The organism is Oceanobacillus jeddahensis (genome assembly GCF_000750635.1).
In the GTDB taxonomy this organism is placed as follows: domain Bacteria; phylum Bacillota; class Bacilli; order Bacillales; family Amphibacillaceae; genus Oceanobacillus; species Oceanobacillus jeddahense.
The window spans coordinates 676,442-700,784 of record NZ_CCDM010000002.1 but is presented as its reverse complement, the minus strand read 5'-3'; the positions used below and the strand labels follow the sequence as shown (position 1 = coordinate 700,784).

Annotated in this window: 27 protein-coding genes; 6 read left to right on the top strand and 21 right to left on the bottom strand. The window is 36.4% G+C overall.

From position 1 onward, the window contains the following. Positions 1 to 24 precede the first annotated feature (24 nt). From mraZ to BN986_RS11115, 3 genes are all read right to left on the bottom strand, one after another. Positions 25 to 456, bottom strand: a complete 432-nt coding sequence (gene mraZ / locus BN986_RS11125; RefSeq protein WP_040979931.1) for a division/cell wall cluster transcriptional repressor MraZ — start codon at positions 454 to 456, stop codon at positions 25 to 27. A gap of 196 nt (positions 457 to 652) precedes the next feature. After that, the gene (gene bshC, locus BN986_RS11120; protein ID WP_040979929.1) at positions 653 to 2,281 is read right to left on the bottom strand and encodes a bacillithiol biosynthesis cysteine-adding enzyme BshC; all 1,629 of its coding nucleotides are present in this window, start codon (positions 2,279 to 2,281) and stop codon (positions 653 to 655) included. 102 nt (positions 2,282 to 2,383) lie between these two features. Then, a complete protein-coding gene (locus tag BN986_RS11115; RefSeq protein ID WP_040979927.1) occupies positions 2,384 to 2,764 on the bottom strand; it encodes a DUF3397 domain-containing protein in 381 nt (126 codons plus the stop codon). A 615-nt stretch (positions 2,765 to 3,379) separates the two neighbouring features. Here BN986_RS11115 and BN986_RS11110 point away from each other — a divergent pair. After that, positions 3,380 to 3,862 carry an N-acetyltransferase gene (locus tag BN986_RS11110; RefSeq protein ID WP_040979925.1) on the top strand — a complete coding sequence of 161 codons (483 nt, stop codon included), beginning with the start codon at positions 3,380 to 3,382 and terminating at the stop codon, positions 3,860 to 3,862. A 61-nt stretch (positions 3,863 to 3,923) separates the two neighbouring features. Here BN986_RS11110 and BN986_RS11105 read toward each other — a convergent pair whose 3' ends face one another. The 3 genes from BN986_RS11105 to BN986_RS11095 form a co-directional block, all read right to left on the bottom strand. After that, the gene (locus BN986_RS11105; RefSeq protein WP_040979923.1) at positions 3,924 to 4,385 is read right to left on the bottom strand and encodes a Myb-like DNA-binding domain-containing protein; all 462 of its coding nucleotides are present in this window, start codon (positions 4,383 to 4,385) and stop codon (positions 3,924 to 3,926) included. A 161-nt stretch (positions 4,386 to 4,546) separates the two neighbouring features. Then, the gene (gene rpmF / locus BN986_RS11100; RefSeq protein WP_040979921.1) at positions 4,547 to 4,720 is read right to left on the bottom strand and encodes a 50S ribosomal protein L32; all 174 of its coding nucleotides are present in this window, start codon (positions 4,718 to 4,720) and stop codon (positions 4,547 to 4,549) included. A gap of 45 nt (positions 4,721 to 4,765) precedes the next feature. Beyond that, positions 4,766 to 5,296 (bottom strand): YceD family protein, encoded by a 531-nt coding sequence (locus BN986_RS11095; RefSeq protein ID WP_040979919.1) that lies wholly within the window; start codon positions 5,294 to 5,296, stop codon positions 4,766 to 4,768. 288 nt (positions 5,297 to 5,584) lie between these two features. Here BN986_RS11095 and BN986_RS11090 point away from each other — a divergent pair, with 288 nt between their 5' ends. Continuing rightward, positions 5,585 to 6,790: a nucleotidyltransferase gene (locus BN986_RS11090; RefSeq protein ID WP_040979917.1), complete on the top strand. Its 1,206-nt coding sequence runs from the start codon at positions 5,585 to 5,587 to the stop codon at positions 6,788 to 6,790. A gap of 28 nt (positions 6,791 to 6,818) precedes the next feature. After that, positions 6,819 to 6,944, top strand: coding sequence for a hypothetical protein (locus BN986_RS27890; RefSeq protein ID WP_262362465.1), 126 nt, complete (start codon positions 6,819 to 6,821; stop codon positions 6,942 to 6,944). A gap of 196 nt (positions 6,945 to 7,140) precedes the next feature. Here the strand turns inward: BN986_RS27890 and BN986_RS11085 are convergent, their stop codons facing one another. Further along, entirely contained in the window at positions 7,141 to 8,160 is a 1,020-nt protein-coding gene (locus tag BN986_RS11085; protein WP_040980829.1) for a SepM family pheromone-processing serine protease, read from the bottom strand. 495 nt (positions 8,161 to 8,655) lie between these two features. Between BN986_RS11085 and ylbJ the strand changes: the two genes are divergently transcribed. Continuing rightward, complete coding sequence (gene ylbJ, locus BN986_RS11080; protein ID WP_040979915.1) at positions 8,656 to 9,873, top strand: sporulation integral membrane protein YlbJ; 1,218 nt, start codon at positions 8,656 to 8,658, stop codon at positions 9,871 to 9,873. A gap of 94 nt (positions 9,874 to 9,967) precedes the next feature. Here the strand turns inward: ylbJ and coaD are convergent, their stop codons facing one another. The 7 genes from coaD to BN986_RS11045 all read right to left on the bottom strand — a co-directional run bounded on the left by coaD (position 9,968) and on the right by BN986_RS11045 (position 15,150). After that, entirely contained in the window at positions 9,968 to 10,447 is a 480-nt protein-coding gene (gene coaD / locus BN986_RS11075; RefSeq protein ID WP_040979913.1) for a pantetheine-phosphate adenylyltransferase, read from the bottom strand. Between the two features lie 3 nt (positions 10,448 to 10,450). Further along, positions 10,451 to 11,020, bottom strand: a complete 570-nt coding sequence (gene rsmD, locus BN986_RS11070) for a 16S rRNA (guanine(966)-N(2))-methyltransferase RsmD (RefSeq protein WP_040979911.1) — start codon at positions 11,018 to 11,020, stop codon at positions 10,451 to 10,453. A 633-nt stretch (positions 11,021 to 11,653) separates the two neighbouring features. After that, positions 11,654 to 11,926: a YlbG family protein gene (locus BN986_RS11065; protein ID WP_040979909.1), complete on the bottom strand. Its 273-nt coding sequence runs from the start codon at positions 11,924 to 11,926 to the stop codon at positions 11,654 to 11,656. 155 nt (positions 11,927 to 12,081) lie between these two features. Beyond that, positions 12,082 to 12,519, bottom strand: a complete 438-nt coding sequence (locus BN986_RS11060; protein WP_040979907.1) for a YlbF/YmcA family competence regulator — start codon at positions 12,517 to 12,519, stop codon at positions 12,082 to 12,084. A gap of 177 nt (positions 12,520 to 12,696) precedes the next feature. Beyond that, positions 12,697 to 12,930: a YlbE-like family protein gene (locus BN986_RS11055; RefSeq protein WP_040979905.1), complete on the bottom strand. Its 234-nt coding sequence runs from the start codon at positions 12,928 to 12,930 to the stop codon at positions 12,697 to 12,699. A 10-nt stretch (positions 12,931 to 12,940) separates the two neighbouring features. Then, the gene (ylbD, locus tag BN986_RS11050) at positions 12,941 to 13,354 is read right to left on the bottom strand and encodes a spore coat protein YlbD (protein ID WP_379555909.1); all 414 of its coding nucleotides are present in this window, start codon (positions 13,352 to 13,354) and stop codon (positions 12,941 to 12,943) included. Between the two features lie 728 nt (positions 13,355 to 14,082). Next, complete coding sequence (locus BN986_RS11045; protein WP_040979902.1) at positions 14,083 to 15,150, bottom strand: CAP domain-containing protein; 1,068 nt, start codon at positions 15,148 to 15,150, stop codon at positions 14,083 to 14,085. A gap of 322 nt (positions 15,151 to 15,472) precedes the next feature. Between BN986_RS11045 and BN986_RS11040 the strand changes: the two genes are divergently transcribed. Continuing rightward, a complete protein-coding gene (locus BN986_RS11040) occupies positions 15,473 to 15,838 on the top strand; it encodes a YugN family protein (RefSeq protein WP_040979900.1) in 366 nt (121 codons plus the stop codon). Positions 15,839 to 16,041: 203 nt separating this feature from the next. Here the strand turns inward: BN986_RS11040 and BN986_RS11035 are convergent, their stop codons facing one another. From BN986_RS11035 to cyoE, 7 genes are all read right to left on the bottom strand, one after another. Further along, positions 16,042 to 16,497: a DUF420 domain-containing protein gene (locus BN986_RS11035; protein WP_040979898.1), complete on the bottom strand. Its 456-nt coding sequence runs from the start codon at positions 16,495 to 16,497 to the stop codon at positions 16,042 to 16,044. Positions 16,498 to 16,653: 156 nt separating this feature from the next. Next, on the bottom strand, positions 16,654 to 17,559 hold the full coding sequence (ctaG, locus tag BN986_RS11030) for a cytochrome c oxidase assembly factor CtaG (protein ID WP_040979896.1): 906 nt from the start codon (positions 17,557 to 17,559) through the stop codon (positions 16,654 to 16,656). Between the two features lie 195 nt (positions 17,560 to 17,754). Then, a complete protein-coding gene (gene ctaF, locus BN986_RS11025) occupies positions 17,755 to 18,063 on the bottom strand; it encodes a cytochrome c oxidase subunit IVB (protein ID WP_392392271.1) in 309 nt (102 codons plus the stop codon). 15 nt (positions 18,064 to 18,078) lie between these two features. Continuing rightward, positions 18,079 to 18,702: a cytochrome (ubi)quinol oxidase subunit III gene (locus BN986_RS11020; protein WP_040979892.1), complete on the bottom strand. Its 624-nt coding sequence runs from the start codon at positions 18,700 to 18,702 to the stop codon at positions 18,079 to 18,081. A gap of 1 nt (position 18,703) precedes the next feature. Then, positions 18,704 to 20,551 carry a cytochrome c oxidase subunit I gene (gene ctaD, locus BN986_RS11015; RefSeq protein ID WP_040980827.1) on the bottom strand — a complete coding sequence of 616 codons (1,848 nt, stop codon included), beginning with the start codon at positions 20,549 to 20,551 and terminating at the stop codon, positions 18,704 to 18,706. A gap of 42 nt (positions 20,552 to 20,593) precedes the next feature. Further along, positions 20,594 to 21,676: a cytochrome c oxidase subunit II gene (gene coxB / locus BN986_RS11010; protein ID WP_040979890.1), complete on the bottom strand. Its 1,083-nt coding sequence runs from the start codon at positions 21,674 to 21,676 to the stop codon at positions 20,594 to 20,596. Between the two features lie 65 nt (positions 21,677 to 21,741). Next, positions 21,742 to 22,686 carry a heme o synthase gene (gene cyoE / locus BN986_RS11005; protein ID WP_040979888.1) on the bottom strand — a complete coding sequence of 315 codons (945 nt, stop codon included), beginning with the start codon at positions 22,684 to 22,686 and terminating at the stop codon, positions 21,742 to 21,744. 532 nt (positions 22,687 to 23,218) lie between these two features. On the opposite strand from cyoE, the gene BN986_RS11000 reads away from it, so the two are divergent. Beyond that, the gene (locus BN986_RS11000; protein ID WP_040979886.1) at positions 23,219 to 24,133 is read left to right on the top strand and encodes a COX15/CtaA family protein; all 915 of its coding nucleotides are present in this window, start codon (positions 23,219 to 23,221) and stop codon (positions 24,131 to 24,133) included. Positions 24,134 to 24,343: the final 210 nt, after the last annotated feature.

Here is a 24,343-nt window from a genome sequence, read left to right as displayed (position 1 = left end):
ACTTTTTTATCCTTTTCATTCCATTTAAATATCAAAATCCATTAAATTCTCAGCGATCTCTGCAAACGACTCTTCAGATTCTTCCACATACGTATTCCATTGATCACTTGCCCAAAGCTCCACACGGTTTGAAACACCAATCACATTACAATCCTTTTCCAGATTAGCGTAAGTCCGCAGATTCGCAGGAATATTTATTCTTCCCTGTTTATCTATTTCACATTCCACTGCACCAGAGAAAAAGAAACGTGTAAAAGCCCGAGCATCTTTTTTAGTTAGTGGGAGTTGCTTTAACTTTTTTTCTAAAATTTCCCATTCATGTTTAGGGTACGCGAATAAACATTTATCAAGCCCACGTGTTAATACAAAACTTGTCCCTAAGTCTTCTCTAAACTTAGAAGGAACAATGATTCGTCCTTTTGTATCAATGCTATGCAGGAATTCTCCCATAAACATATAGACGCCCCCTACTTTCGTAAATTCATAATACCACATCCCCCCACTATGCTCCACTATTTCTTCAAAAATATTTTATTTCATGTTTTTTACATCCCTTATTTCCTTTTTTAAACCATTAAAAAAAACTGTCATATCAATAGATAGACAGTTTTACTTTTTCTTATAAAATTGTGGTGGGGAGTTGTGGGGGATTTTATTCAACCACCCAATGTCCTTTTTCCATATCCAATGAAAATGACGTTAACTGTGAAATAAATTCAATACCATAGTGATTCAGTAAAAACAATGGATTCCAAACGCGTTCTTGTAAGCCCCCATGTGGATGAAGTATTTGCTCCATCTGATTAAATTCACTTAGCACTTTAGAATGTTTCTTTTCGAACTCTTTATGGAAACGTTTATTCATAAATTGAATATTCTCTAACAAGTATGCTAAATTCTTTTTACTTAACGCTTGTATATCATCTCCCATATTAGCAGCCATATCTCGAATCGGTTGATGTACCTCTTTAATCTTTTCAGCAACATCCTCTGTGATTTGATCAATCTCTTGGCTTCCGTTCATTTCCATGTAATCCTTCACCTTGGATTGAACACCATTTAAAATAACAGCTTTTGTCGTCAGTTGATATTTTGTGACTAATTTCTTCGTAGCAGTGTCTAAAAATGTGAGAGATACTCTCGGAACAACAGGGGGCATTTGCATGTTCATCACATGAAAACTTGACTTCAACGCCGCCCAATAAGCTATCTCACCGGGGCCAGCTATAAAAGCTAACGTAGGGAACATATACTCTTGCATAATTGGCCTTGTTACGACATTATTACTTAGCTTCCACGGTGTATTCTTGGCAATATCCTTCAGTTCCTTCTCCGTAAATGACATTTCTTGTTGTTTTCCAACCCAGTCCCCATTCTCATCCACTCTTAACAAAATTCTTCCTTGTATATCATCATGGTAAAATAAATTTCCATCTGATTTTGCAGCTTCAATTGCAAGTGGATACTCGCGTTCTTCTAACGCTTTCAAGGTCTTCACTACAGATACACTAATTTGTGATTGTTTCTGGATCAATTTCAAAAAGCAATCTGTCTCCAGCTTACGGAAGGCTGAATTTCCTGAATCCACCAGAACAATTCCCTGCTTTGGAAACAACTCAAAAATTAGACGTGCAAAAAAGTCGATATAATTAGAAGCTTTATGCTGGACATCCTGAATTAACATGTAGATATCTTTTGTATGTGCTGTCTCCGGCAGTGTTTCAAAAACAGCTTCAATCCACTTTGATAACTCCTTCTTATCCATTTCTAATTCCGAAACAGCTTTTTTCCCAGCATCTATACTTTTGGTATGCAATTTTAATTTTTGAAAATCTCCATCTTCAGTGGGACAGTGAATATGATTGATTTCCTCGAAGTCATGATCTTCTCCGGCAATCCAAAACACTGGAATAACTGGTTTCCCCAATACTTTTTCTTGTTGCTTAGCCACTTCAAGAATCGTAATTATTTTATTAATCGTATAAATAGGTCCTGTTAAAAGCCCAGCTTGCTGACCGCCAATGACAACTGTACTCTTTTCATCATTTAAGCGTTCAATCTGTTTGAGTGTTTCTTCAGGAGCTCCCCATTGTTTATTTAATGTATGTAATACATTTGTTAACTCATTCCGATTAAAATCTCTCTCTGATAGATCTTGCAATCGTTTATGAAAGTCCTTATACGGATGATAATCGAACAAATTAGTTATATTATCTTCTTCATTTTTATAATCAGCTACCAGCCTATTAGCAGCAGGTAAAGTTAATGAATTTATCTGCATATCATTTTCTCCTTATATCGATTTGGATACATTCCGTATTGTACAGAAAAAACAGGAAGAATCAAACTAATCTGCTTTCTAAGAAAATGAATTCAGATTTTATTATGAAAAAATTGCTAAGATAATATAAATAATGCTTAAAATAAGATAAGCACAAGCAAATAGTAAAAATGCACTCCTCCAAACTATTTTAACCGCTTTAGAGACTTCAATATCTGCTTGTTTTCGATACTGGTGAATGAGAATTCCTGTCAAACTTACTAGGAACAAAAGGATAATCCAACCGAAAAAGCTTCGGTCAAATAAAAGTTGTAATAAGACACCTACACCTAAGATAAAAAAGATTGCTGACCATTGGACAGCATTATGTACAGCTTTCCATGTATGTTTTTTCCGTAATTTCGTTATCCCATACGCTAAAAAAGTAACAACGAATGGAAATGCAATAAAAAGAGCTAATATATAATAGATATAATCTCGCATCCTTTTCCCCCTGCCTGAAAACAAATTCATTTACCAGGTTAAATCCATCAACCTGTTTTATGTTCGTTTATTTTGTCTCAACTTTCGCATCCAAGAATAAACATATATATTTTACCATTCCAGGATTATCATGTTCTTCATTATTGTGCTTGCTTTCCGCCGCAGCGATGATCTTACACCTTACCTTCTTTATGCTTCGGCAAGAGATACATAGAAGACACAATCAACATTTGTTCCTATTGATATAAAGTAATTTTTTAAAGTACGATAGTTGAGACCTTGATAAGTAAGCAAAATAATTTTGGTGAAGAGCCGTCATTTTTTATCACGGAGAACCGCCCGTAAAACTCCCGCCTCAAAATAAAAAGCGAAAATAAATTTATTTAGGCGGGAGATAACGGGCGCTAACCCCCTGAATCACTTAGGCTAATTCAGTGGGAGAAGAGCGAAAACTCCCACTGAATGAAGTTTCGTTTTATGCATATCAGCTTTTCTAATATAAATATAACAGAAATAATTTTAAATTTGTCTCCTATGTATTATAATTTAGTCAGGGACGGAAATCTACATTCATCTTTAATATTTATGATATTACTTTATTCAGGAGGGGTAAACATGGGGAATATAAAGATAGAGAATTTACTTATTAATTTTAAGACACTTGAAAAATTTAAGCGTTTTCGTGAATACGGAAACCAGGAACTGACAATGATGGAGGATTTAGAAAATAAGATTATTGAAAACAATAGTAAATCTCCTTTTTACGGGATTTACATTGGTGATAATTTAATAGCCAGGATGAGTCTTTATGAAGTGAGTAAGAAGTATGATTTTTACTTTGAGCCTCCACAGGATTATCTGACGCTATGGAAATTAGAAGTACTTCCTGATTACCAGGGGAGAGGTTACGGAAAAGCACTTGTGGATTTTGCAAAAGGTTTCGGCCTTCCTATTAAAACAAACCCAAGAATTAATTCACATGGTTTCTGGGAAAAGATGGACTTTGTGAAACCACATTATGAAATGGAACGTGATTTAGGAGAAAATCCATTACTGTGGTTACCTGAGGGTGTTGAAGAAAAAGACACGAAGCAATAAGCTTCCTGTCTTTTTTCACACATTAAAAAGAATAAAATGAATAACTGTAAACTTCTAAGTGTTACGAATTTGAAACTGTTTTAAGCAGATCGTTTATTTCTCCCCACACAGTCTCATATGTGGCAACCCTGTTTTTTAAATCTTTATTTTCCTGTAAAACTTTATCTAATTCTTCCCGTTTCACAAAATCATCCTGCTGCGGGATATCCGTCCGCATTTTTTCTAGCAGCTGAATAGCTGCATCAATAGATTGAATGGATGAAGCCTCTATAGCCGGGTATGCGATTCGCTGCTTTAATCCTGCTTTTCTTTTTTCTTTTGCATCCTGCACCTGTTCCTGGCATTGCTTTCTTATTTTAGCATTCCAACGAAACCCGCAAGCTGCCGATGTCCTGGATAATTTTTCCGCAACTTCTTTAAATGCTTCTAATTGTGTTCTTCCTTCCTGTATACACTTCAGCACAGTATCTGCTAATAATCTGTCTTCTTCTTCCGTCCACGCATCTTGTCTTGTATCGTTCATAACATACCTCCTATTAGGGTTTGCTATCAATGTATGCAAAAAATAGGAATGCTAGAATCGTTTTATACTAAATTTATGAAACAAATATGAAGATACCTTCTAAATATGAGACATACGAAAAAAACAGACCACGTATTGTGATCTGTTTTCGTTAATTAGAATTAGTTACTTACAACTTCTTTTCCATCATAATGTCCACAAGCTTTGCAAACATGATGAGGTTTTGTTAATTCACCACAGTTCGAGCATTCTACCATACCAGGTACGTGTAATTTTTTATGCGTACGGCGTTGGTTTTTTACTTTTTTGGAAGTTCTTCTTTTAGGTACTGCCATGACTTACACCTCCTTCAAATTGAAAGTAAAACTTGAATCAGATTCTTATTTTTCTTTCGGCTTATTATTAAGGAAAGACTCCAATTTTTTCAATCTCGGATCGATGGACTTCTCTTCCTTAGTTTCAGATACAAATTCCCAGTCCTTCCCGCTAGAAGGAGCTGCTTCATCCGAATCAACGTTCTCAGCAAACACGCGGAACGGAATTTCCAATAATATATTTTCCTTGATATATGGTGTTAAGTCAAGAACTTCTCCCTGAATTGGATGAATTTCTTGCTCCTCTTCTTCTTTTCCATAATAAGCAGAAGTAGAAAAAACTTCACTTGCATCTATGTCAAACGGATAAGGAACATCCACCAATGTACGGGCACAAGGAAGGGTCATTTCTCCCTTAATATGAAAGTTCACATAGAACTCCTCACCATGCATAGTTGCTTGGCCAGTCACATGTACTGGAGAAATTTTACGTATATCATTATTCATCGATTCCAATTCTGACACATCTGCTTGGTTATCAAAGAAATACGGTTCATTTACAGAACCTTTTTTAATCTGATTAACAGTCAATTTCATTAAAATCACCTCTAGGCAACAAGATAAATGATAAAAGAAAAAGCTACTTTTGTCAATATATTTTCTTTACGCCACAAGCATTCGTATAATTATGGCTCTGTTTACGATTGCGGAACGATCATTGACAATTCTTCTTTACAAAAGTAGTATTCCCTAAGATTGAATATACAAAACGACAGCTAAAATCATTCTACTCGTACTTTGTCTATTTGTCATCCTATTCCACTTTTTATCATCTAACGCCCCTTATGTTAAAATACAATTACCTAAAAAAATAGAGGTGAGTATATGGAAGCTTGTGGTTTAGTAGTGGAATATAATCCTTTCCATTATGGTCATCAGTATCATTTAAAGAAAGCCAAAGAAAAAACAGGTGCTGATTGTATAGTTGCAGTGATGAGCGGAAATTTTTTACAGCGTGGCGAACCAGCTATCATGGATAAATATAACCGGGCCAAAGCAGCAATCCTTGGAGGAGTTGATTTAGTTGTTGAACTGCCATATGTATACGCTGTTCAACATAGTGATTATTTTGCTAAAGGAGCGATTGATACGCTTTACTATTCCGGAGTAAATGCTATCTGTTTTGGAAGTGAATCGGGAAATATTGATTCTTTTTCAGAAGCTTATCACATCCAAAAAGAGCATCAGGATCAATATAAAACATCTCTAAAAGAATATTTAAATGCAGGTCATGCTTATCCTGATGCAGCAACAAAAGCTTATCAAAGCATTTTGGGTATCTCGGAGATTCTTGATGTGTCCAAACCAAATAATATATTAGGATTAAGTTATGTCCGGGCAATTAAAGACGCTCACTATCCTATCCGCCCAACTACCATTAAACGAATTCAGAATAATTATCATGATACAACAATCACTGGAAATATCGCAAGTGCAACAAGTATCCGTAAAGAAGTCCTAAACAATCCATCCGCTTCAAAATCAGCTTCTGACGCCATGCCTGCTGACACGTTAGATATTTTAAAAAACTATAAACATACGTCAGGTTATTGGCATGATTGGGAGTTATATTTTCCTTTTCTAAAGTATCGTGTACAAACGATGACTTTAACAGATTTAAAACAAATAGAGGGCGTTGTGGAAGGGCTGGAGCATCGAATTGCACGTACATCTATAGATGCTGCTTCTTTCCAAGAATGGATGACAGCCTTAAAAACAAAACGTTACACGTGGACAAGACTTCAGCGAATATTTGTCCATATTTTAACCAATACAAAAAAAGAAGAAAATATACTAACCAATCAAACAGGATACGTACGGATACTTGGCATGAACAAAACGGGGCAGAGCTTTTTAAACCAGCAAAAAAAGAAAGCTGATTTACCGTTCATTACAAAAATAAATCAGTTGAAGCATCCATTTTTACAAATAGAAGAACGAGCTGCTAAAGCGTATTACAGTGTTTTACCCGTTCAAAAGCAAAGAAGATTTTTTTTACAGGAACTTCAATCCCCCATTATTGTAAAGTAGATGTTTTTATAAAACGAAACTTCATTCAGTGGGTATTTTCGACGCACAACTCTTTACGATAGGACGAGTAGTCGCAGCAACGGTTTTAATAGACCGAGTAATCGCAGGTCTCAATGTTGTCAGGTTAATCGACCGCTGCGACGGGTTATGGTAGGGGCGTAATCGCAACTCCAGGACGTTGCGAGCTTAGTCTGAGTGTGATTCAGGGAGTTAACGCCCGTTATTTCCCGCCTAAATATGTTTATTCTCCCTCTTTTTTTGGAGCGGGAGTTTTACAGGCAGTTCTCCGTGATAAAAAAGAGGATTTCCAGCCCCTTATTTCAACATGGAAATCCTCTTTCATTTATTTTTTATTCATTAACACTTTCTAAATAGTCTATGGCATCTTCAAAAGTATCCACCGGAACAATTTCCATATCTGTCCCTATACTTTCTGCCGTTTCAACTGCTACCTGGTAATTTGAATCTTCACGTCCATCTTCATTTGGTGCAAAGAAAATATCGACTCCTTCTTTATCAGAAGCAACAACTTTTTTATCTACTCCACCAATTCGATGAACATTTCCATCATAGTCAATTTCACCAGTCCCGCCGATCTGTTTTCCACCAGTTAAATCTCCTTCTGTTAATTGATCATAGATTTCTAAAGAAAACATGAGACCTGCGCTCGGACCGCCGATACTACCACTGGAAAAATGAATTTCTGGATTGACGGTTACTTCACGGTCCGTCACCAGATTTATTCCAACACCTACACGTGTTCCTTCTTCATCTAACGGCTCTAATTCCATATTAGTTGTGTGTTCTTCATCATTTCTTTCAAAAACAACCGTTACCGTATCACCGGCTTCTTTGCCATCAATATAATTAATTAAGTCTTGAGACTCATTCACCTCTGTATCATCAATTCCGATGATACGATCCCCGCTCTCTAATTTACCTTCTGCAGGTAACCCTTCCACAGCAGCGACCACATAAACACCTTTAAAATCAATATCTATTTCTTTTTCTGCTGCTTCATACGCAACAACCGTTGCTGCCTCTTGAGAGCTTTCCATCACCTGGAGCTGTGCAGCCATATAATCTTCCTGTGACATTCCTTCTGGGAAAACCTGATCTAAAGGAAGGATCTCTTGATGCGGTAAAACGGAAGCAGCCGCATATAAAATGGGCGTCGCCTGCATTCCACTAATTGTCACTAAATGCATATCTCCTTCACTAGGATAGCCTCCATCAACTTCTACAATAGGATCTAATGCATCAGCACCACCTGGTTTTTGTATATAATACGGTAATTGATATACGCCTAATAAGTAAACAAGTAATACAATGATTAGTAATCCTATAATTCTTTTTTTCGATAATCGCAACACATCTATTCCCCTTCCTCACACACTTACTAAAAATATATCTATGGCATATTTTCATATGGTATTCGCGTATATATATCACATATAGTAACTTTTTTCTTACAATTATACATCGGACAAGCTAGCATTATTCTACTACTTCCTACCATAATTGTACAGAATAGATACTTCATGATATGAAGATGAAACAGCGTCATGATATTTCCTTTCTAAATAAAGAATATGTATAAAATAAAGCGATATGTAGCGAAGTTCTGTACTTCTCATTTCATAGGAAGAGACATTAGAGAACACAGTATTCGAAAAGGGAGCCTGGGAAGCATACGCCGCTTTCTTTCCCCCTTATGTTCTAAAGTGCAGGTATATTGCTAAATAAAGTCTTCGTCAGAATAGCAGCTACTCGTCTCAACAAAATAAGCAAACGCTAAATTAGTTATTTTTTTGGTGAGATACAACACATCATTTTTGAATATGCATTAATAGGGGGACATTAGATTGAAACAAAAGCTAAAAACACTTGGCTATGCAGGAATATCTATTTTCTTATTTTTTAGTTTAATACGATTTCCAGACCAGGCATTGGAAGCAGCTATTCGTGGACTAAATATGTGGTGGGAGGTTGTATTCCCCTCGTTGTTGCCATTTTTTATAACTGCTGAGCTATTATTAGCTTTCGGTGTTGTGAAATTTTTAGGTGTTTTATTTGAACCAATTATGCGCCCATTATTTAATATACCAGGTGCCGGAAGCTTCGGATGGATTATGGGAATGGCAAGTGGTTATCCAACAGGAGCAAAAATAGCATCGAGACTCCGTGAAGAAAGGCAACTAAGCCAAATAGAAGCTGAAAGGTTAGTGTCTTTTACAAATAATTCGAGTCCACTCTTTATATTTGGTGCAATTTCCGCTGGCTTTTTTTATAACATTAAGTTGGGGTTATTATTGGCTGTTTGCCATTATGGAGCAAATACTATTGTCGGGATCGTGATGCGTTTTCATGGCAGGAAACAAGAACAGCAAGTCATCAAGAAAAAAAAATACTCCTTTTCATTAAAAAAAGCTTTTCAAGAAATGCACCGAAATCGTTTAAGGAATACACGTCCCTTCGGAGAAATATTAGGTGATGCTGTATTAAATTCAATTCAGACACTAGTTATGATTGGTGGATTTATTATTTTATTTTCCGTCCTGATTAAATTGCTTTTTCTGATGGACATCACGCCTTTTCTCGCAACACTTATTGAACCTTTTCTTCCTATTTTTGAGCTGCCGAAAGAGTTAGGACTTCCGTTTATTTCCGGATTATTTGAAATCACGGTGGGGTCAAACTTAATTTCCCAAGTAGCTACGGATTCTCTACTGCAAAAAGCGATGTTAATCAGTTTTATCCTTGGGTTTAATGGTTTATCCATTCAGGCGCAGGTTGCCAGCATTTTAGCAAAAACAGATATCCGCTTCTATCCATATTTCCTTGCCCGTCTTTTACATGGAACGTTTGCTGTTATCCTGACTATTTTATTATATAAACCATTATATCTTGATCGAATTGTCATCCGTTCTAATGAAATTCCTGCAGCGACGGTTCAGGACACCTCTATTTGGATGAATACGTACTATTTACTACAAGATATCGGTCCGACAGTAACGATTATCAGTTTAGCAACAGCTATCTTTATTATTATCTATAAAAACAAAATAAATAATCCCCTTTGAAATCAAGTGGATATAATAAAAGAGAGTCGATCTAATTAATCTGACTCTCTTCCCTTAAAAATATGTAACGAACAAAAATTCTATTTTTGTATAATTAGTTAAATTTCTTTTTTAATTCCTCTTCTACCACTTCCGGAACAAGCCCACTGATATTCCCTTGGTATTTAGCTGCTTCCTTTACCATACTTGAGCTTAAAAATGAATATTTGTTGTTTGTCATCATAAATAATGTTTCAACATCTTCGTTTAATTTCCGATTCATGGAAGTTATTTGCATCTCGTATTCAAAATCACTTACCGCACGTAAGCCTCTAATTACAGCAGTTGCTCCTATGTCTCTTGCATAATCCATGAGTAGTCCACTAGAAGAATCAACCCGTACATTGGGGTAATCCTTTAATGTTTCTTCTAATAATTGCTTTCTTTCTTCTACCGTAAAAAGCGGCGATTTAGATTGATTATTAAACACGGTAACTACTACCTCTTCAAATACTTTAGCACCACGCTGAATAATATCTAAGTGACCATTGGTAACTGGATCAAAACTACCGGGGCATATTGCTAATTTCCTCATTGTTTAAGCTTCCTCTCTCTCATCTATTTGGTAAATCGTAACTTGAACTAAACCGCCATAATCTGCTTGTTTAATGGCTTTTAAAGATTTATACGTATCTGGTAATATGTTTGATTTATCATGCTCACAATATACAATTGCTTTCTTTTTAAGCAATTGATGATCAATCAGGTAATCAAGTAATTCCATATAATCTTTACTTTTATATGGTGGATCTAAAAGTACTAAATCAAATTGTAATTCACGTTTAGTAATGGCTTTTAAAGCTCGGTCTGCATCATTTCGATAGACCTCTGCCTGCTTTTCTAATTGGAGTGATTTCAAATTCTCTTTAATCGTCTGGACCGCCTTTGGATGCTTGTCTATAAAAATGACCTTTGACATCTTTCTGCTTAATGCTTCAATTCCTAATGATCCACTTCCGGCAAACAAATCTAATGCTAATCCACCTGAAAAGAAAGGTCCCATTACTTGAAATACAGCTTCTTTTACTTTATCAGAAGTTGGCCTCGTAGATTCACCAGCTACACTCTTTAACGCTCTTCCTTTATGTATTCCTGCTATTACACGCACCTCTGAATCACCTCAGCTTCTTTTAGCTCGTCAATAGTCTACCACGATTCTCAAGTTTAGCAAATTATTTTCATTCATGATGTATATTATTTTTTACTTTGTCTATAATATCATAATGATTCAGCTAAATATGATTTAGTTGAAACGGAAGAAGGCTTATCCTTCCCCATAAGCCCTTCATCCGGTTTCTCCTCTCCCTTTAGCCTTTTATTTTTATGAGGAAACTAGGGATTCACTAAACCTTTAGTCTGAAATCCTAGTTACACTTATGCAAATAAGAAAGTTTTACACTTTCTTATTTGTCAAAAAATAAAAGGACCTGCAGTAATTTTGACTGCAGGTTTTTTTATTTTTTGCACTTTAAAAAAATATAAAGAATTCAAGGAATAAAGTACGACGGACACGATGTCCTAGCACCTAATTTGGTCACATGACGTGACCTTTCTTATAATCACAGCAACGGTTTTAATAGACCGAGTAATCGCAGGTCTCAATGTTGTCAGGTTAATCGACCGCTGCGACGGGTTATGGTGGGGTGAGTAATCGCAACCCCAGAAAAACACTACGCTTTCAAGTCTCCCTCTAACGAATGCCAAGTTTTCTTTAACAAAAGGAATCGCTTCATAAATACACCTAGATTCCCATTTTATAATCATATTGCTTCGCCTTATCCGGTTTTGCGTTTTCATAGTCTGTCGGTATAAATGGCTTTTGAGATCGTTCCACTTTAGAAACGAAAGCGAATTGATTGAATTTTTTCTCAATAGAATCAATATCTTCCCGATTCACATAAATAATCGCATAACGGTGCTTTTTAGATACATGAATAAGATGTCCATGTTTTTTCAACTGTCTGACATTTTTCATATGCTGAAACCAGACAACAATTCCTTGTCTTTCCACCATACTGCCTTCCCTCCTTTTTATTTCTGTAATATGTAAAAAGCTTCAATCAGTAGAAGTTTGATGGAAGGTTAGAACTTATTAGTTACCCGTGCCATAAAAAGCGTTATAAGGACATAAAGCAGGTCACTTCTTTCAAGCTCCCTGCTTTTATGAATTTATGATGCACAGCCACAGGCTCCACCGCTGCCACAGCCACAACCGCTATCGGTTAAAGCTGCGCCATCTTTAGGCGCTTTAATCTGTTCACTAACACTCTCTGCTACAAATTGGCTGACTTCATCCAATAGATTTTGCAGATTTCTTTCAGCAACTTTAAAAGCCGCCACTTTATCATTCAAATCCATATCTCGTTTTTTAGAGCGGACTTGCTTCATAATATCATAATAATCCGGATGGTATCTGCCGAACCGCTGTACATCTTCATAATGCTCTTTAACATCCGCAAATGTTTTAATCAGATTCTGCGCTTCCTTATCTTCATCCAACGATTTCTTCGCTGATTGATATTGTTCCATAACATCGGATTGTAAAATCATTTTCCCGACTAACTCCGATTCATCTAATATATCTACATATTCCATTGTAGCAATCATTTTTCCACCTCCACGAACAATTATTAATGAATGTAATAAAAAAGAGATTATCTCTTAATAAGGTTTATGCCAGTAACTATTAAATTAGATGTGATTCAGCTTAGCTGCATCATTAAACTTTTATAGTTATCCTTATTATCATACCATTTTATACTTCGAAAGAAAACAGAGGCGGCTTCAATCTTTCATTGATTTAGCCATCTCTGCAAACATTCTTACCATTTGTAATTGATTCGAGAAAGTATTTATTTTTTGAGGAAATGTTTTTCCATAAAATTTCTTTGCTTCTTTTTTTAACTCTTCCAGCCGACTTGGATCACGCGTCAAATAACGATACCAAATTGGATGATATCGGACAAATTCAGCAAGTTCCGGATTTTTTTTGAGATAGGCAATGATATCATTATCCATTTTATCCCCTCTAATCTTTTCTTAATGAAAAAGGAGCTCTGGGTGTTTTATTTGCGGAAGGCTTTTTCATATCACCAATCATTTCTTGAACAACACCTATGGCCTTACTTAATTGCTCGATTTGCCCTTGTACCTTTTCCGTATCTAAGTTCTGGGTATAGTCCATGATCTGTCGGATAAGGTCGGAATGATCTGTTTTTTTGCTTTTTTTACTATCCTGATTTTTCGATTCAGAATCGGCTTCTGTAGATTCTGTTTTATATTCGTTCCAAAACGGGTCATCTTCATCTAAAATTGCCCACTTTTCATAAAATTCCTGCCATCCCTTGCCACTTTTTCTGATTTCTTCCAATAATTTAGGATGGCGATTCACGAAAGATTTAAATGCTGCAACACTAGGATGTAATTGACTCAATTTTCTCACCGTCCTTTTTACACTATAAGGGCATATACTTATTAAAACTACAGTATATGTGCAGTGATTGTGATGGGAGGAGTTAGCGCAACAGTTGTCAGCGTAATGCGGCACTGTAGAAAAAGCAATACGCTAGTTAGCTTTATTGTGATCTATACAAGACTTTGTATTTCATACATTTAATTAACCTGACAACATTGGTAAGCACAGTACCAGTCCCAACGAAGGTAATCCTTTATTTTTAAGGCTCTGCCTGCAAAGTGTTTTTAAAACTTCCTACAATAACCTATGTAATTTGGTTAAAAATGTGCTAATGGCTTATTACTTTCTAACGTTAAAAACTTACATTCTATTGATATTTACTAGCACAAAGATGTGTTAACTTAGACATTTCCATAGGGACGCAGGAAACTTAGTCTTACTTCCTTACCGTGACCAAAAGCGCAGAGCGCCTGTTTAAAAACGTAGAGATTGCGCCCCCGGTTTTTGGGGGTGGTTCGACTTTAGTCGAACTTCCTTTATTCTTGAGATAAAGGAAACACGGTGAGGTGACGAACCGATGTTGACTTATCGTAGGGCGCGACGTGAAATCTCCTAGTTTTTGGCGCTCGGAGCTGGACGTGGCTGTTTTACTATAAATAGTTATCCACAAGGCAATAATTCTATAATTTTCTATGCAAATAAAAAAGAAGCCACGGATCTCTGACTTCTTCCTCTGTTAAATAGGTTTAAATATATTAAAAAGGCTTCCCTAAAAAGTTTTGTGTATAATAAAAACGATATACACCGACCCCAAGGTAACTATATTCATCACTTAATAATGCTTCCCGATGACTTTCACTATTTAACCATCCTTCCATCGCAGCAGGAGCATCTGGATACTGAGCTGCAATATTCTCTCCAGCAGCTACATAAGCAACCTGTTTTTCCTCCAAGCGTTCTTTTAAACCATTCCCGTCTAAATTAACATGGGAAAAATAATCATTGTCATACATATCTTTACTATGATCATATGCTACCAGGCTTACTTGATCATCCCATTCTAAACGCGGCAAATCATGCTTGTAACGCATTATATTAGAAATATCAAGCACTTGCTGCTCCATCCCTTTCTGAATTTCCCTCCACTCTTCCTCATTAAATTCAGGCTGTTCAGGCAGCTCTCCCCGATATTCGATTTCATAAGGTCTCTGTAATAAAAGTGCATCTCCCGTAGAAATTCTCATAGAAGATAATGTTTCTGTAAACGTATCAAAATAAAATTGAATAAATGTAGAATCACTTATTTTCACTAATGGTCTCATCTGAAGATCTTCTGCATTTAATCGAAAAGTAAACGAAGAATCACCATCAGAATAGGTTACTTCATTTGAAAAATGAAATGTATCTGCCACTTCTATATAACTTGCCTCTGAATTAATTGGTGATATCTCTAAATTATCACCAATAGCGTAAACAGATACAATCTCATCTTCTAAAATAGCAAACTGACCGTATTGGCTTTCTGAATTATTATATACGTACCATTCATAACTATATGCACTAACATCAATCCTGTCCGGTTCTCCCAGCTCTTCCACAAGTTCTGTTGACGTCTTTCCGATCCATTGATATAAATCGCCTTCTAAATTCATCTGAGGAAGCTCTGCAGCAGTCCCTTTCGGCTCTATGTCCTCTTCATCTTCATTAAGATGTGTCGTGACTTCTCTAACAACCTCTGTAGGTGATGAACTTATCTGGTTAATAACAATAAATACAAGGAGTGCAATAATCATGATTAACAAAATATTACGAAGCTTCTTCATGATTGGAACCCCCATCCAGCAGACAAATAAATCCTTGATCGTACCCCTTCAAAAATGGGCAAATTAAGAAAGCATGTATCTTAACTACGCTCTTAATGTTTGACTCCGCTCCATTCCGGTTATTCCGGATCACGCTCCCCTGTCTCAGCACAAAGGGTCAGTGATTTCTGAACATCTTTTTATAACCTACTTATCTACTTTATACCCCATTATCATTATATTATACCCTTTCTTTGCTAACGTCCATGGTTTCTATTGCATCTATTACCGTTTCGTATTATCCTTAAACTAAGCAGAATATTTTTGATGAGGTGAAAGTATAATGAGATTTGAAAACACTGGGATAGAAGACACTATTATTGATGTACAGGTATTGGATCATGTAACAGCGAATCTTGCATTTATCCGGGCAGGACAATGGGATTATGAACGTGTTACCTACGATTACAAAATTGGCTCCAATGAAGAAGGTATTACATATTATATCCGTGTACAAGGATATGCTATCGAGGGAGATGTAGATAAACGCAATGCCGTTATGCAATTAATGACTCCTTTACTCGGTAAACATTATTATCCTCATGGAATAGAATATGGTGAAGAAGAGAACTTCCCTGAAAGCGTTGTAGAAAGAACAAACACATTACTTGCCAAGCTCAGCGAAGAATTACAGTATTACAAAAAATAAAATAGAGCCTTAAAAAGAGATAGCATATCATTTTGTCATATGTTATCTCTTTTTATTTTTCATCATACCAGCTGTGTTGTGAGGCCATTATATATTTGCCGAAAATATTCCTTATTCGAAAAACATGTAAAAAGGGGCGGCGCTCCTGGATAACAGCACCCCCCTTTACATCAAATTCAAGCTTTCACATCACAGATTAGCGGTTAAAAACCAAGAATAGCCTTAATCATACTTGTTGTTTCACCCGGTTCAAATAATACATATAGAAAAATATAAACCATAATCCCTGTAATAGCACTGAAAAACCAAATAATACTTGTTACCGGACCAATTTTACGGTGTTTTTTAATATTTCTCTTGAATGCTAATACAAGCGTTACAATTCCAAACACCGCTCCCACTGTCGCTAAAATAATATGGAAAATCAGGAAAATCGTAAAATAGGTCTGTATATTTTCAGGACCTCCAAAGCTTGTATTTCCAATAAACACGGTGCGTGATACATAAATAATGAAGAAAAGAAGTGCACTGACAGCTGCTGATATCATCACAGCTTTATGTTCTTTTCTTTTATTTTTTACGATTAAAACCCAGCCTATTGCGACGAGTATTGCACTCAAAGCAATAAAAAATGTACTAATAGTTGGTAGTAAATGCATTTCTTTATCCTCCAGTATTTCTAAATATACGTTGAAAAAATATCGGGAAAAAACGAAGAAACCTTATAATTATATAAAGAAATGAAGATCTGCTTCCCTACGTAATTGCATCGTTTTTTCTCTTATTCATTTTGCTCCTCTTTTGGAACTTTCTTTTCAATGTGTTTCTGCCGTTGTTGGCGGTAACGGGTCAATAGTATTACCTTCTCTTCTGATCCAAGAAAAAATAATCGTTGCTAAAACCCCTCCATAAGTAATTTCTTGAATAATCTTCATGATAATACCGCCGAGCTGCTGGTCTGTCAATATACTGAGCGGTGTAAACATTTCCGGGCCAGTTAAACCGGGAGCAAGTCCCTGTAAAACATCAGTCGGCACACAAAGACTCATCGCCTGCATCCATGCTCCTCCTTGTGTATATGTTGCATAAAGAGGTTCAGATGCAAAAATGATTAATGCACATGCAGGTGTGATTAATACACTATTTGCAAAAATATAACCTACCTTTAATAGAGGCTGCATGCGGTCAAATTCCTTTATAGGAGATAACAATGGAAAGAACATTAGAAAAGCTGCAAATAACAATAACCCATGAACGGCCGAATGAATAACCGGCGAAGATTTTGCAAACTCAAAAAAACTAGGGATGTGATAAAAGGAAAATAAACCATTAAATAGCAATAATGATATTAAAGGTTTTGTGCCTATTTTTACAATTGGTCTAATAACAGGAAGATCAATCGCTTTTCTCCATAACCAGGCTGGAATGCCTTTGATAATCAATATTGGCACAACAAGTAAATAAACGGCCATTTGAATCATGTGAGCAGTAAGCGTTATATGTGAAAGTAAATCAATTGGTGCTCCTTTAACTAAGTATAGACATAGCATCGCGGTATAAAAAGACACCTGCTGCTTCACAGAAACTTTATTATGATTGCCAAATTTATGCCGATATGGCCCTGTAATTAAAAAATAAGCTAAAGCAATGAGAGCTATAAATATCATAAAATATGGACTCCACAATGCCCGAAACCCAAATATTTGTATATCTAACCACATACTTAATCATCTCCAGTTTAGTCTACATTATCTATTATACCTTAAAATAAGCAAGAATTCTCTAGATGGATTGTGACGATTTTAAAACACATCCATTTATTTTCGAACCTGCAAAAAAAAAACACTATGATGATTTAAAAATATATCATCATAGTATTTAGCAATTTTAATAAGGTTGATTTTCAATTGTCTTACTTACCACCAGGTAATAACCGTAAATGTTAATGCCACCATCACTGTAATGAAAATCCCACCATAGATAATTTGAGCAGGTACCTCATGACCTTTGTCCTTTAAGTGCATAAAGTAGAAAAACTGAAATCCTACCTGTACAAAGGCAAGAAGCAGCAATATTGGAATAACATACGTAGATGGTACTTCAAACATAACAAGAGCAAATGCAACTAATGTAAAGAAAATCATTAATGCGAAACTGACTACCATTTTTTGCATTTCTTGTTTATTCTTTTGTTTTTGGAACGAATTAATTTTTCTTGAACTCATTTCATCTGTCATAAATTAACTCACCATCCCCATCAGATAAACAACTGTAAAGATAAACACCCACACTACATCGATAAAGTGCCAATATAGCGCAAATGTATTATATTTTGGTGCATTATACAGGTCCAGCCCACGCTTTGCATTACGAACCATCAATGCGATGATCCAGGATAATCCAAATACAACGTGTCCTCCATGAAAGCCGACTAAAGTATAAAAAGCTGATCCAAATGCAGAAGAACGGAATGTAAAACCATAGTCATGAATATAATGTGCAAATTCATAAACCTCACATGCAAGGAAAGCAATACCCAGTAATGCTGTAATTCCCATCCATAGCTGCATCTTCTTAAAGTCATTATTCTTCATATGATAAATAGCATACACACTTGTTAAAGAGCTTGTTAAAAGCAGGATTGTCATTAAGAATACCAGTCCGAGACCGTATAATTCCTGTGTTGTCGGTCCTCCGGCATTAGAATCTTTTAAAGCAAGGTACGTACCAAACAGGCAGGCAAAAAGAACCGTCTCACCACCAAGGAATACCCACAAGCCCATGAATTTATGCTTTCCTTCTGTTGTTGCCTTCGAAGGGTCTTTTGGCATATTCTTTGGATCAATGGAATGATCATGACTCATATTAATCACCCACCCTTTCTAGTTCCTCTTTAGAGATATGATGTCCGTGGTCATCTTTTAATGAACGGGTCAGCATACAGATTAATGCAATAGCCATCCCTGCATAAACAGCGATTAACCAATATTTACTTTCTGTTTGATAAATAAAGCCGTATGAAGCAATCGTGAACCCGATCGTCATAATGAAAGGAAGAATCGATCCGTTCGGCATATGAATTTCATCTACCGGTTCGGATGGCGTCATTTTTTTATTTCCTTCCATCTTTTCAATCCATAATGGATCCAGTCCGCGGACTAATGGTAATTGTTTAAAGTTATAATGGACAGGCGGTGATGAAATGGCCCATTCCAAAGTACGTCCGGATCCCCATGCATCGCCAGGAGCTTTTTTACCTTTAACAGCTGTGTAAATAATGTTAATGAGAAATACAATTACACCAAATGACATAAAGAAAGCACCAATTGTACTGATCAAGTTACCTGTGTCCAAGCCCTGATCTTCTAAGAATACCCAGTAACGGCGCGGCATTCCCATTAACCCTAAGAAATGCTGGATAAAGAACGTTAAATGGAATCCAACAAAGAATGTCCAGAACGATATCTGCCCCATTCCTTCGCTTAAATATCTGCCGAACATTTTTGGCCACCAGTAATGCAGTCCTGCTAATATACCAAACACTGTCCCGCCTACAATTACATAGTGAAAGTGTCCGATAACAAAGTAAGTGTCATGATATTGATAATCAGCAACAGCAGAAGCCAGCATAACACCAGTCATTCCTCCGATAGTAAATGACGGAATGAAAGCTAATGACCATAACATCGCTGAATTGATTTTAATACTGCCTCCCCAAAGGGTAAACAGCCAGTTAAATATTTTTATACCGGTCGGAACAGCAATTGCCATTGTTGCTACTGCAAAGATAGAGTTTGCAACTGGTCCCAGACCTACTGTAAACATATGGTGAGCCCATACCATAAATCCTAAAAACGCAATCAAAAATGTCGCAAATACCATTGCTGTATATCCGAATAAGCGTTTTTTAGCAAATGTAGGGAAAACCTCACTAAATACTCCGAATACCGGCAGAATCAAGATATATACTTCCGGATGTCCAAATATCCAGAATAAATGCTGCCAGATAATTGAATTTCCGCCTAATGCTGCATCGAAAAATGCAGAACCAAACATACGGTCAAACATCATTAAGAATAATCCAACCGTCAATGCCGGGAATGCAAATAGAATTAAAATACTGGCTACAAATGTGGTCCAGGTGAACAACGGCATTCTCATATAAGTCATACCCGGTCCACGCATCGATACAATCGTAACAATAAAGTTAATCCCGCCCATTAAGGTTCCTGCTCCGGATAATTGCAATCCCATAACGTAAAAGTCAATACCATGACCCGGGGATTGTATGGATAATGGAGCATAGTTAGTCCAACCGGCATCAGGGGCACCAGTAAACCAGCTAAGGTTTAATAACACTCCCCCGAAAAAGAATAACCAGAATCCTAAAGAGTTAAGGAACGGAAATGCTACGTCACGCGCTCCGATTTGCAGCGGCATAATAAAGTTCATCAAACCTAATAATATCGGCATCGCTGCAAGAAATATCATCGTTGTACCGTGCATGGTAATCATTTCATTATAAAGCCCGGCACTAATAAAATCATTCTCTGGTGAAATTAATTGAATACGAATAATTACAGCCTCAAGACCGCCTAACAGGAAAAAGAATCCTCCTCCTGCAAGATACAGAATACCGATCTTTTTATGATCGACAGTTGTCAACCAATCCCATAGGATAGCCCCGAAACCGCTTTTTTGAGCACTAGTCATACCCAAATTTTAAACCTCCCTTTTGTAACAGTCATTCACTTTTTAATCTCCTGCGCTTTCAGGTGTAATCTCTGAAGGTTGTAATTGCATTAAATATGCTGCAATACTTTCCGCTTCATCTTGATTAAGTGGCGGATATTGGTCCGTCATTTTATTCCCCGGCTTAATAGACTCAGGATCCATTAACCAGTCAACAAGGTTCTCCTGGTTATGTTCCAAAATACCGGCAACATTAGAACGGTCGCCAAAGTTTGATAAATTCGGTCCAAATGGTCCGTTATTCTCCGGTCCAGCTTCAATACCGGAAGCAGCTGCGTCAGTCGCATGACAATTCATACAATTGTTCGCTTCAAACAACTCTTGACCTTCTTGAGCTTCAGCAGTTTCTGGCTCCGCTTCTGCATCTATGTTTTGCATATCGTCTACCCACTGTTCGTATTCTTCAGGTGAAACAGCAATGACTTTAAAATCCATTAAGGAATGCGAAGGGCCGCATAACTCAGCACATTTGCCCCAGTATACACCTTCCTCGTAAGCTTCGATATACATGGTATTTACATTCTCTGCATTGACATCCATTTTCCCGGAAATTGATGGAACCCAGAATGAATGAATAACATCAGAAGAGAGCATATGTAAATAAACGCGCTCGCCAGTAGGAATGTACAGGTCTTGACTTGTTTGAACTTCTTCTCCAGGATACTCAAAATGCCACCAATATTGATTTCCTTTTACATTAATATTAGTGAGTTCATCTGCACTCGAATCATCGGCCAGGTTGAAAGTCGCCAGCACGGTAGGTACAGCAATAATTAATACTAAAATTATTGGAATTACTGTCCAGATTACTTCCAGCTTGTGGTTCCCTTCCACTTGCTCAGGCACATGATCTTCCTGTCCTTTTTTTCTGCGAAAGCGCACAAGGGTAATCACATAAATCACCATAACCACAATAAACACACCTGTCATGATTAATGTGGTCAGAACAATAAGATCCATGGATTGTTCTGCGCCGTAACCTCTAGGTCTAAGTGCAGAAAGATTTTCCATTCCGCAGCCTGCCAAAAATAGAGCAAGTAACGTGAATACGAATAAAACTTTGGTTTTTCCCATCCAACCTTTCATGTAAGAATACCTCTCTTTCTTTTTGTTCTTTCCTTTTATATTTAAGTTTCAAGGAATAACAATCATTAATTAAATATCGGCAGTGTAACAATGATCATTAACGGAAATAAAATAGTTAAATAATTCAATGAAAATATAAATACTAAATTAGCCCATTTCATATCTTTTTCCGTGAATAATCCAATAAACCCTATTATCAGCCATCCAATATTTAATAGCGTTGCCACAATCGTAAAAGTTAATCCCAGTGTAGGGAGTAAAAAGAATGGTAATGGTAAAAGACAAGCAATGTAAACAACAATTTGCCTTTTCGTCATGCCCATACCTCTAACAACTGGTAACATCGGTACTCCAGCCGCCTTGTACTCCTCTTTCTTTTTCATTGCTAGAGCAAGAAAATGCGGTGTTTGCCAAATAAACATAATTAAAAACATGACAAGTGGAACCACATGAAAAGAGGATTCAACTGCTGCCCAGCCGATCACAGGAGGCATTGCACCAGATAAGCTTCCAATAGCTGTGTTTAACGTATATCTCCGCTTTGACCATATTGTGTATAACACCACATAGCCAAACCAGCCAATAAAAGCAAATAATGCTGCGTACCAAGTAGTAAACAGTAATACTGCGAATCCAAGAACACTTATAATCATTCCCATTATAAGTACTGTTCGCAATGAAAAGAAACCCGTAACAGTAGGTCTTTTCTTTGTTCTGGACATTTTGGGATCAATATCTACATCATCCCAGTTATTAATAACGCAACCGCCAGCAATCACTAAAGCACTTCCAATTATCATTAAAAGAAATGTCCCCCAATGACTACTAAAGGAGGTATTTGTTAAAGCGATAGCCACTAAAAAACCAGTAATTGCTGTAATCAAATTAGAATTAACAATTCCTATTTTTATAAGCGCCTTCACTTCTGACAGAAAAACAGTTATTTTCTCTTTAGTTGAGATAGTTGTGTTACCGATTAACTCCGAATAAGTCAGATCTACTTTATCCATAATTTCCCCCCTTCGCACCAGTAGGAAGACATAATAATAAACAGAATACAGACATTCGGTTCTATGTATTCCGTTTCCAACTTTAATTATAGCATGGATTTCTATGACAATCTAATGAACTTTAATATAATATTTTACAACTATTTGAACATTCAGCTAAAAAGGGTATGGAAACTAGATAAAGAAAATAAATTATGTACTTTTCAATGTTTATTAAATAATAACTGTTCTTCTGCATACTCATCCATACTATATTTCTAGCAAACATAACCGAATTATGCAAGCTTTTTTTATTTGCTGATGAAAATTCCAAAAAAACATGATACTATTAACAATGGTATTTTTATTCTTAACAGGAAGTTTACCTGCTTGAATAAATGAATTTTAATAGTTTATACTCCGGTGCTGTTTTGATTTGCAAATTATTTTAGCCGTTTGTTAGATTTTGTTCAAAATTGGAAAGCGTTTCCCGAATGAATTTTGATACACTAGAGATATTGGATAATTTACATAGAATTGAGGTTGCATAGATATGTTGAAAAAACTTAAAATACTATCTGTGGTAACGACCATTGGAATGCTTCCTCTTCTTTTGGGAGGGGCACTTGTTACAAAAACAGGTTCAGCGGATGGGTGTGGAGACAGCTGGCCGCTGTGTGAAGGAGAACTCCTCCCTGCCAACCTTCATTTTGAAATGATCGTTGAATTAAGTCATCGAATGGTCAGCGGTGCAGTTGGTATATTGGTGCTTTTACTTGCTGTTCTATCCTGGAAAGCATATAGACATCACAAAGAAGTTATATTCTTAAGCTTTTCTGCACTATTTTTTATTATTGTACAAGCACTAGTTGGGGCGGCAGCAGTTGTCTGGGGACAATCTGATTTTGTATTAGCTACTCATTTTGGGATATCTTTAATTTGTTTTGCTGCTGTTTTTTTACTTATGCTATTATTCTTTGAAATTGACAAGAAGTTACATACGGAAGACATCCATATTAAAAAGTCTCATCGAATGGAAATCTATGCGATAACGTTTTATACGATGTGTGTAGTCTATAGCGGGGCACTCGTACGTCATACCAATTCTATCTTGGATTGTTCGGACTGGCCACTTTGCTCAAATGCGGAGCCTTTTGCTTTTGCAAGCTATTCATTTAACCAATGGGTACAAATGGGACATCGTTTTGCAGCCGGAATCTTATTTTTATGGACACTTTTTTTAACGATTCGCATGCTAAAGAAATATAGTCACAATCTTGTTATGAAGTGGGGATGGCTTATTACGCTGACGCTGATTACACTCCAAGTTTTCTCTGGTTCGCTAATTATCTTTACGCAGCTCAATTTATTTATTGCTCTGGCCCATGCACTATTTATAACTTGTTATTTTGGAATGCTGACTTACTTTATCCATTTGTCTTTCCGAAGCAGTAGAAAAGAGAAATAGTAGAATTTGTAAAATATCACTTACAAATAAAAGGAAACCTTGCATTTTACACACAAGGTTTCCTTTTATGTTTAATTCAGATCTCCCAGCTCGTAAAGAAAATCGAAAATCCGGCATTTTTTAAAGGAAGGCTTAAAAGCGTATTTTGCTTTTATCCCCTTATGCTCCTGAGTGCAAGCCTTTCACCCTTTTAGACATTACAAGCCCCTT

What these genes read in the sequence shown, in the direction of transcription:
- BN986_RS11035 (WP_040979898.1), bottom strand. Translation starts at nt 16,497, where the DNA reads ATGCATTTACTACCAACTATTAGTACATTTTTTATTGCTTTGAGTGCA.
- cyoE (WP_040979888.1), bottom strand. Translation starts at nt 22,686, where the DNA reads ATGGATAAAGTAGATCTGACTTATTCGGAGTTAATCGGTAACACAACT.
- bshC (WP_040979929.1), bottom strand. Translation starts at nt 2,281, where the DNA reads ATGCAGATAAATTCATTAACTTTACCTGCTGCTAATAGGCTGGTAGCT.
- mraZ (WP_040979931.1), bottom strand. Translation starts at nt 456, where the DNA reads ATGTTTATGGGAGAATTCCTGCATAGCATTGATACAAAAGGACGAATC.
- BN986_RS11040 (WP_040979900.1), top strand. Translation starts at nt 15,473, where the DNA reads ATGAGATTTGAAAACACTGGGATAGAAGACACTATTATTGATGTACAG.
- coaD (WP_040979913.1), bottom strand. Translation starts at nt 10,447, where the DNA reads ATGAGGAAATTAGCAATATGCCCCGGTAGTTTTGATCCAGTTACCAAT.
- BN986_RS11045 (WP_040979902.1), bottom strand. Translation starts at nt 15,150, where the DNA reads ATGAAGAAGCTTCGTAATATTTTGTTAATCATGATTATTGCACTCCTT.
- BN986_RS11095 (WP_040979919.1), bottom strand. Translation starts at nt 5,296, where the DNA reads ATGAAATTGACTGTTAATCAGATTAAAAAAGGTTCTGTAAATGAACCG.
- BN986_RS11060 (WP_040979907.1), bottom strand. Translation starts at nt 12,519, where the DNA reads ATGATTGCTACAATGGAATATGTAGATATATTAGATGAATCGGAGTTA.
- BN986_RS11110 (WP_040979925.1), top strand. Translation starts at nt 3,380, where the DNA reads ATGGGGAATATAAAGATAGAGAATTTACTTATTAATTTTAAGACACTT.
- rpmF (WP_040979921.1), bottom strand. Translation starts at nt 4,720, where the DNA reads ATGGCAGTACCTAAAAGAAGAACTTCCAAAAAAGTAAAAAACCAACGC.
- BN986_RS11020 (WP_040979892.1), bottom strand. Translation starts at nt 18,702, where the DNA reads ATGAGTCATGATCATTCCATTGATCCAAAGAATATGCCAAAAGACCCT.
- ctaD (WP_040980827.1), bottom strand. Translation starts at nt 20,551, where the DNA reads ATGACTAGTGCTCAAAAAAGCGGTTTCGGGGCTATCCTATGGGATTGG.
- ctaG (WP_040979896.1), bottom strand. Translation starts at nt 17,559, where the DNA reads ATGTGGTTAGATATACAAATATTTGGGTTTCGGGCATTGTGGAGTCCA.
- BN986_RS11105 (WP_040979923.1), bottom strand. Translation starts at nt 4,385, where the DNA reads ATGAACGATACAAGACAAGATGCGTGGACGGAAGAAGAAGACAGATTA.
- BN986_RS11000 (WP_040979886.1), top strand. Translation starts at nt 23,219, where the DNA reads ATGTTGAAAAAACTTAAAATACTATCTGTGGTAACGACCATTGGAATG.
- BN986_RS11115 (WP_040979927.1), bottom strand. Translation starts at nt 2,764, where the DNA reads ATGCGAGATTATATCTATTATATATTAGCTCTTTTTATTGCATTTCCA.
- BN986_RS11065 (WP_040979909.1), bottom strand. Translation starts at nt 11,926, where the DNA reads ATGGTGGAAAGACAAGGAATTGTTGTCTGGTTTCAGCATATGAAAAAT.
- coxB (WP_040979890.1), bottom strand. Translation starts at nt 21,676, where the DNA reads ATGAAAGGTTGGATGGGAAAAACCAAAGTTTTATTCGTATTCACGTTA.
- BN986_RS11055 (WP_040979905.1), bottom strand. Translation starts at nt 12,930, where the DNA reads ATGGATAATGATATCATTGCCTATCTCAAAAAAAATCCGGAACTTGCT.
- ctaF (WP_392392271.1), bottom strand. Translation starts at nt 18,063, where the DNA reads ATGAGTTCAAGAAAAATTAATTCGTTCCAAAAACAAAAGAATAAACAA.
- BN986_RS11090 (WP_040979917.1), top strand. Translation starts at nt 5,585, where the DNA reads ATGGAAGCTTGTGGTTTAGTAGTGGAATATAATCCTTTCCATTATGGT.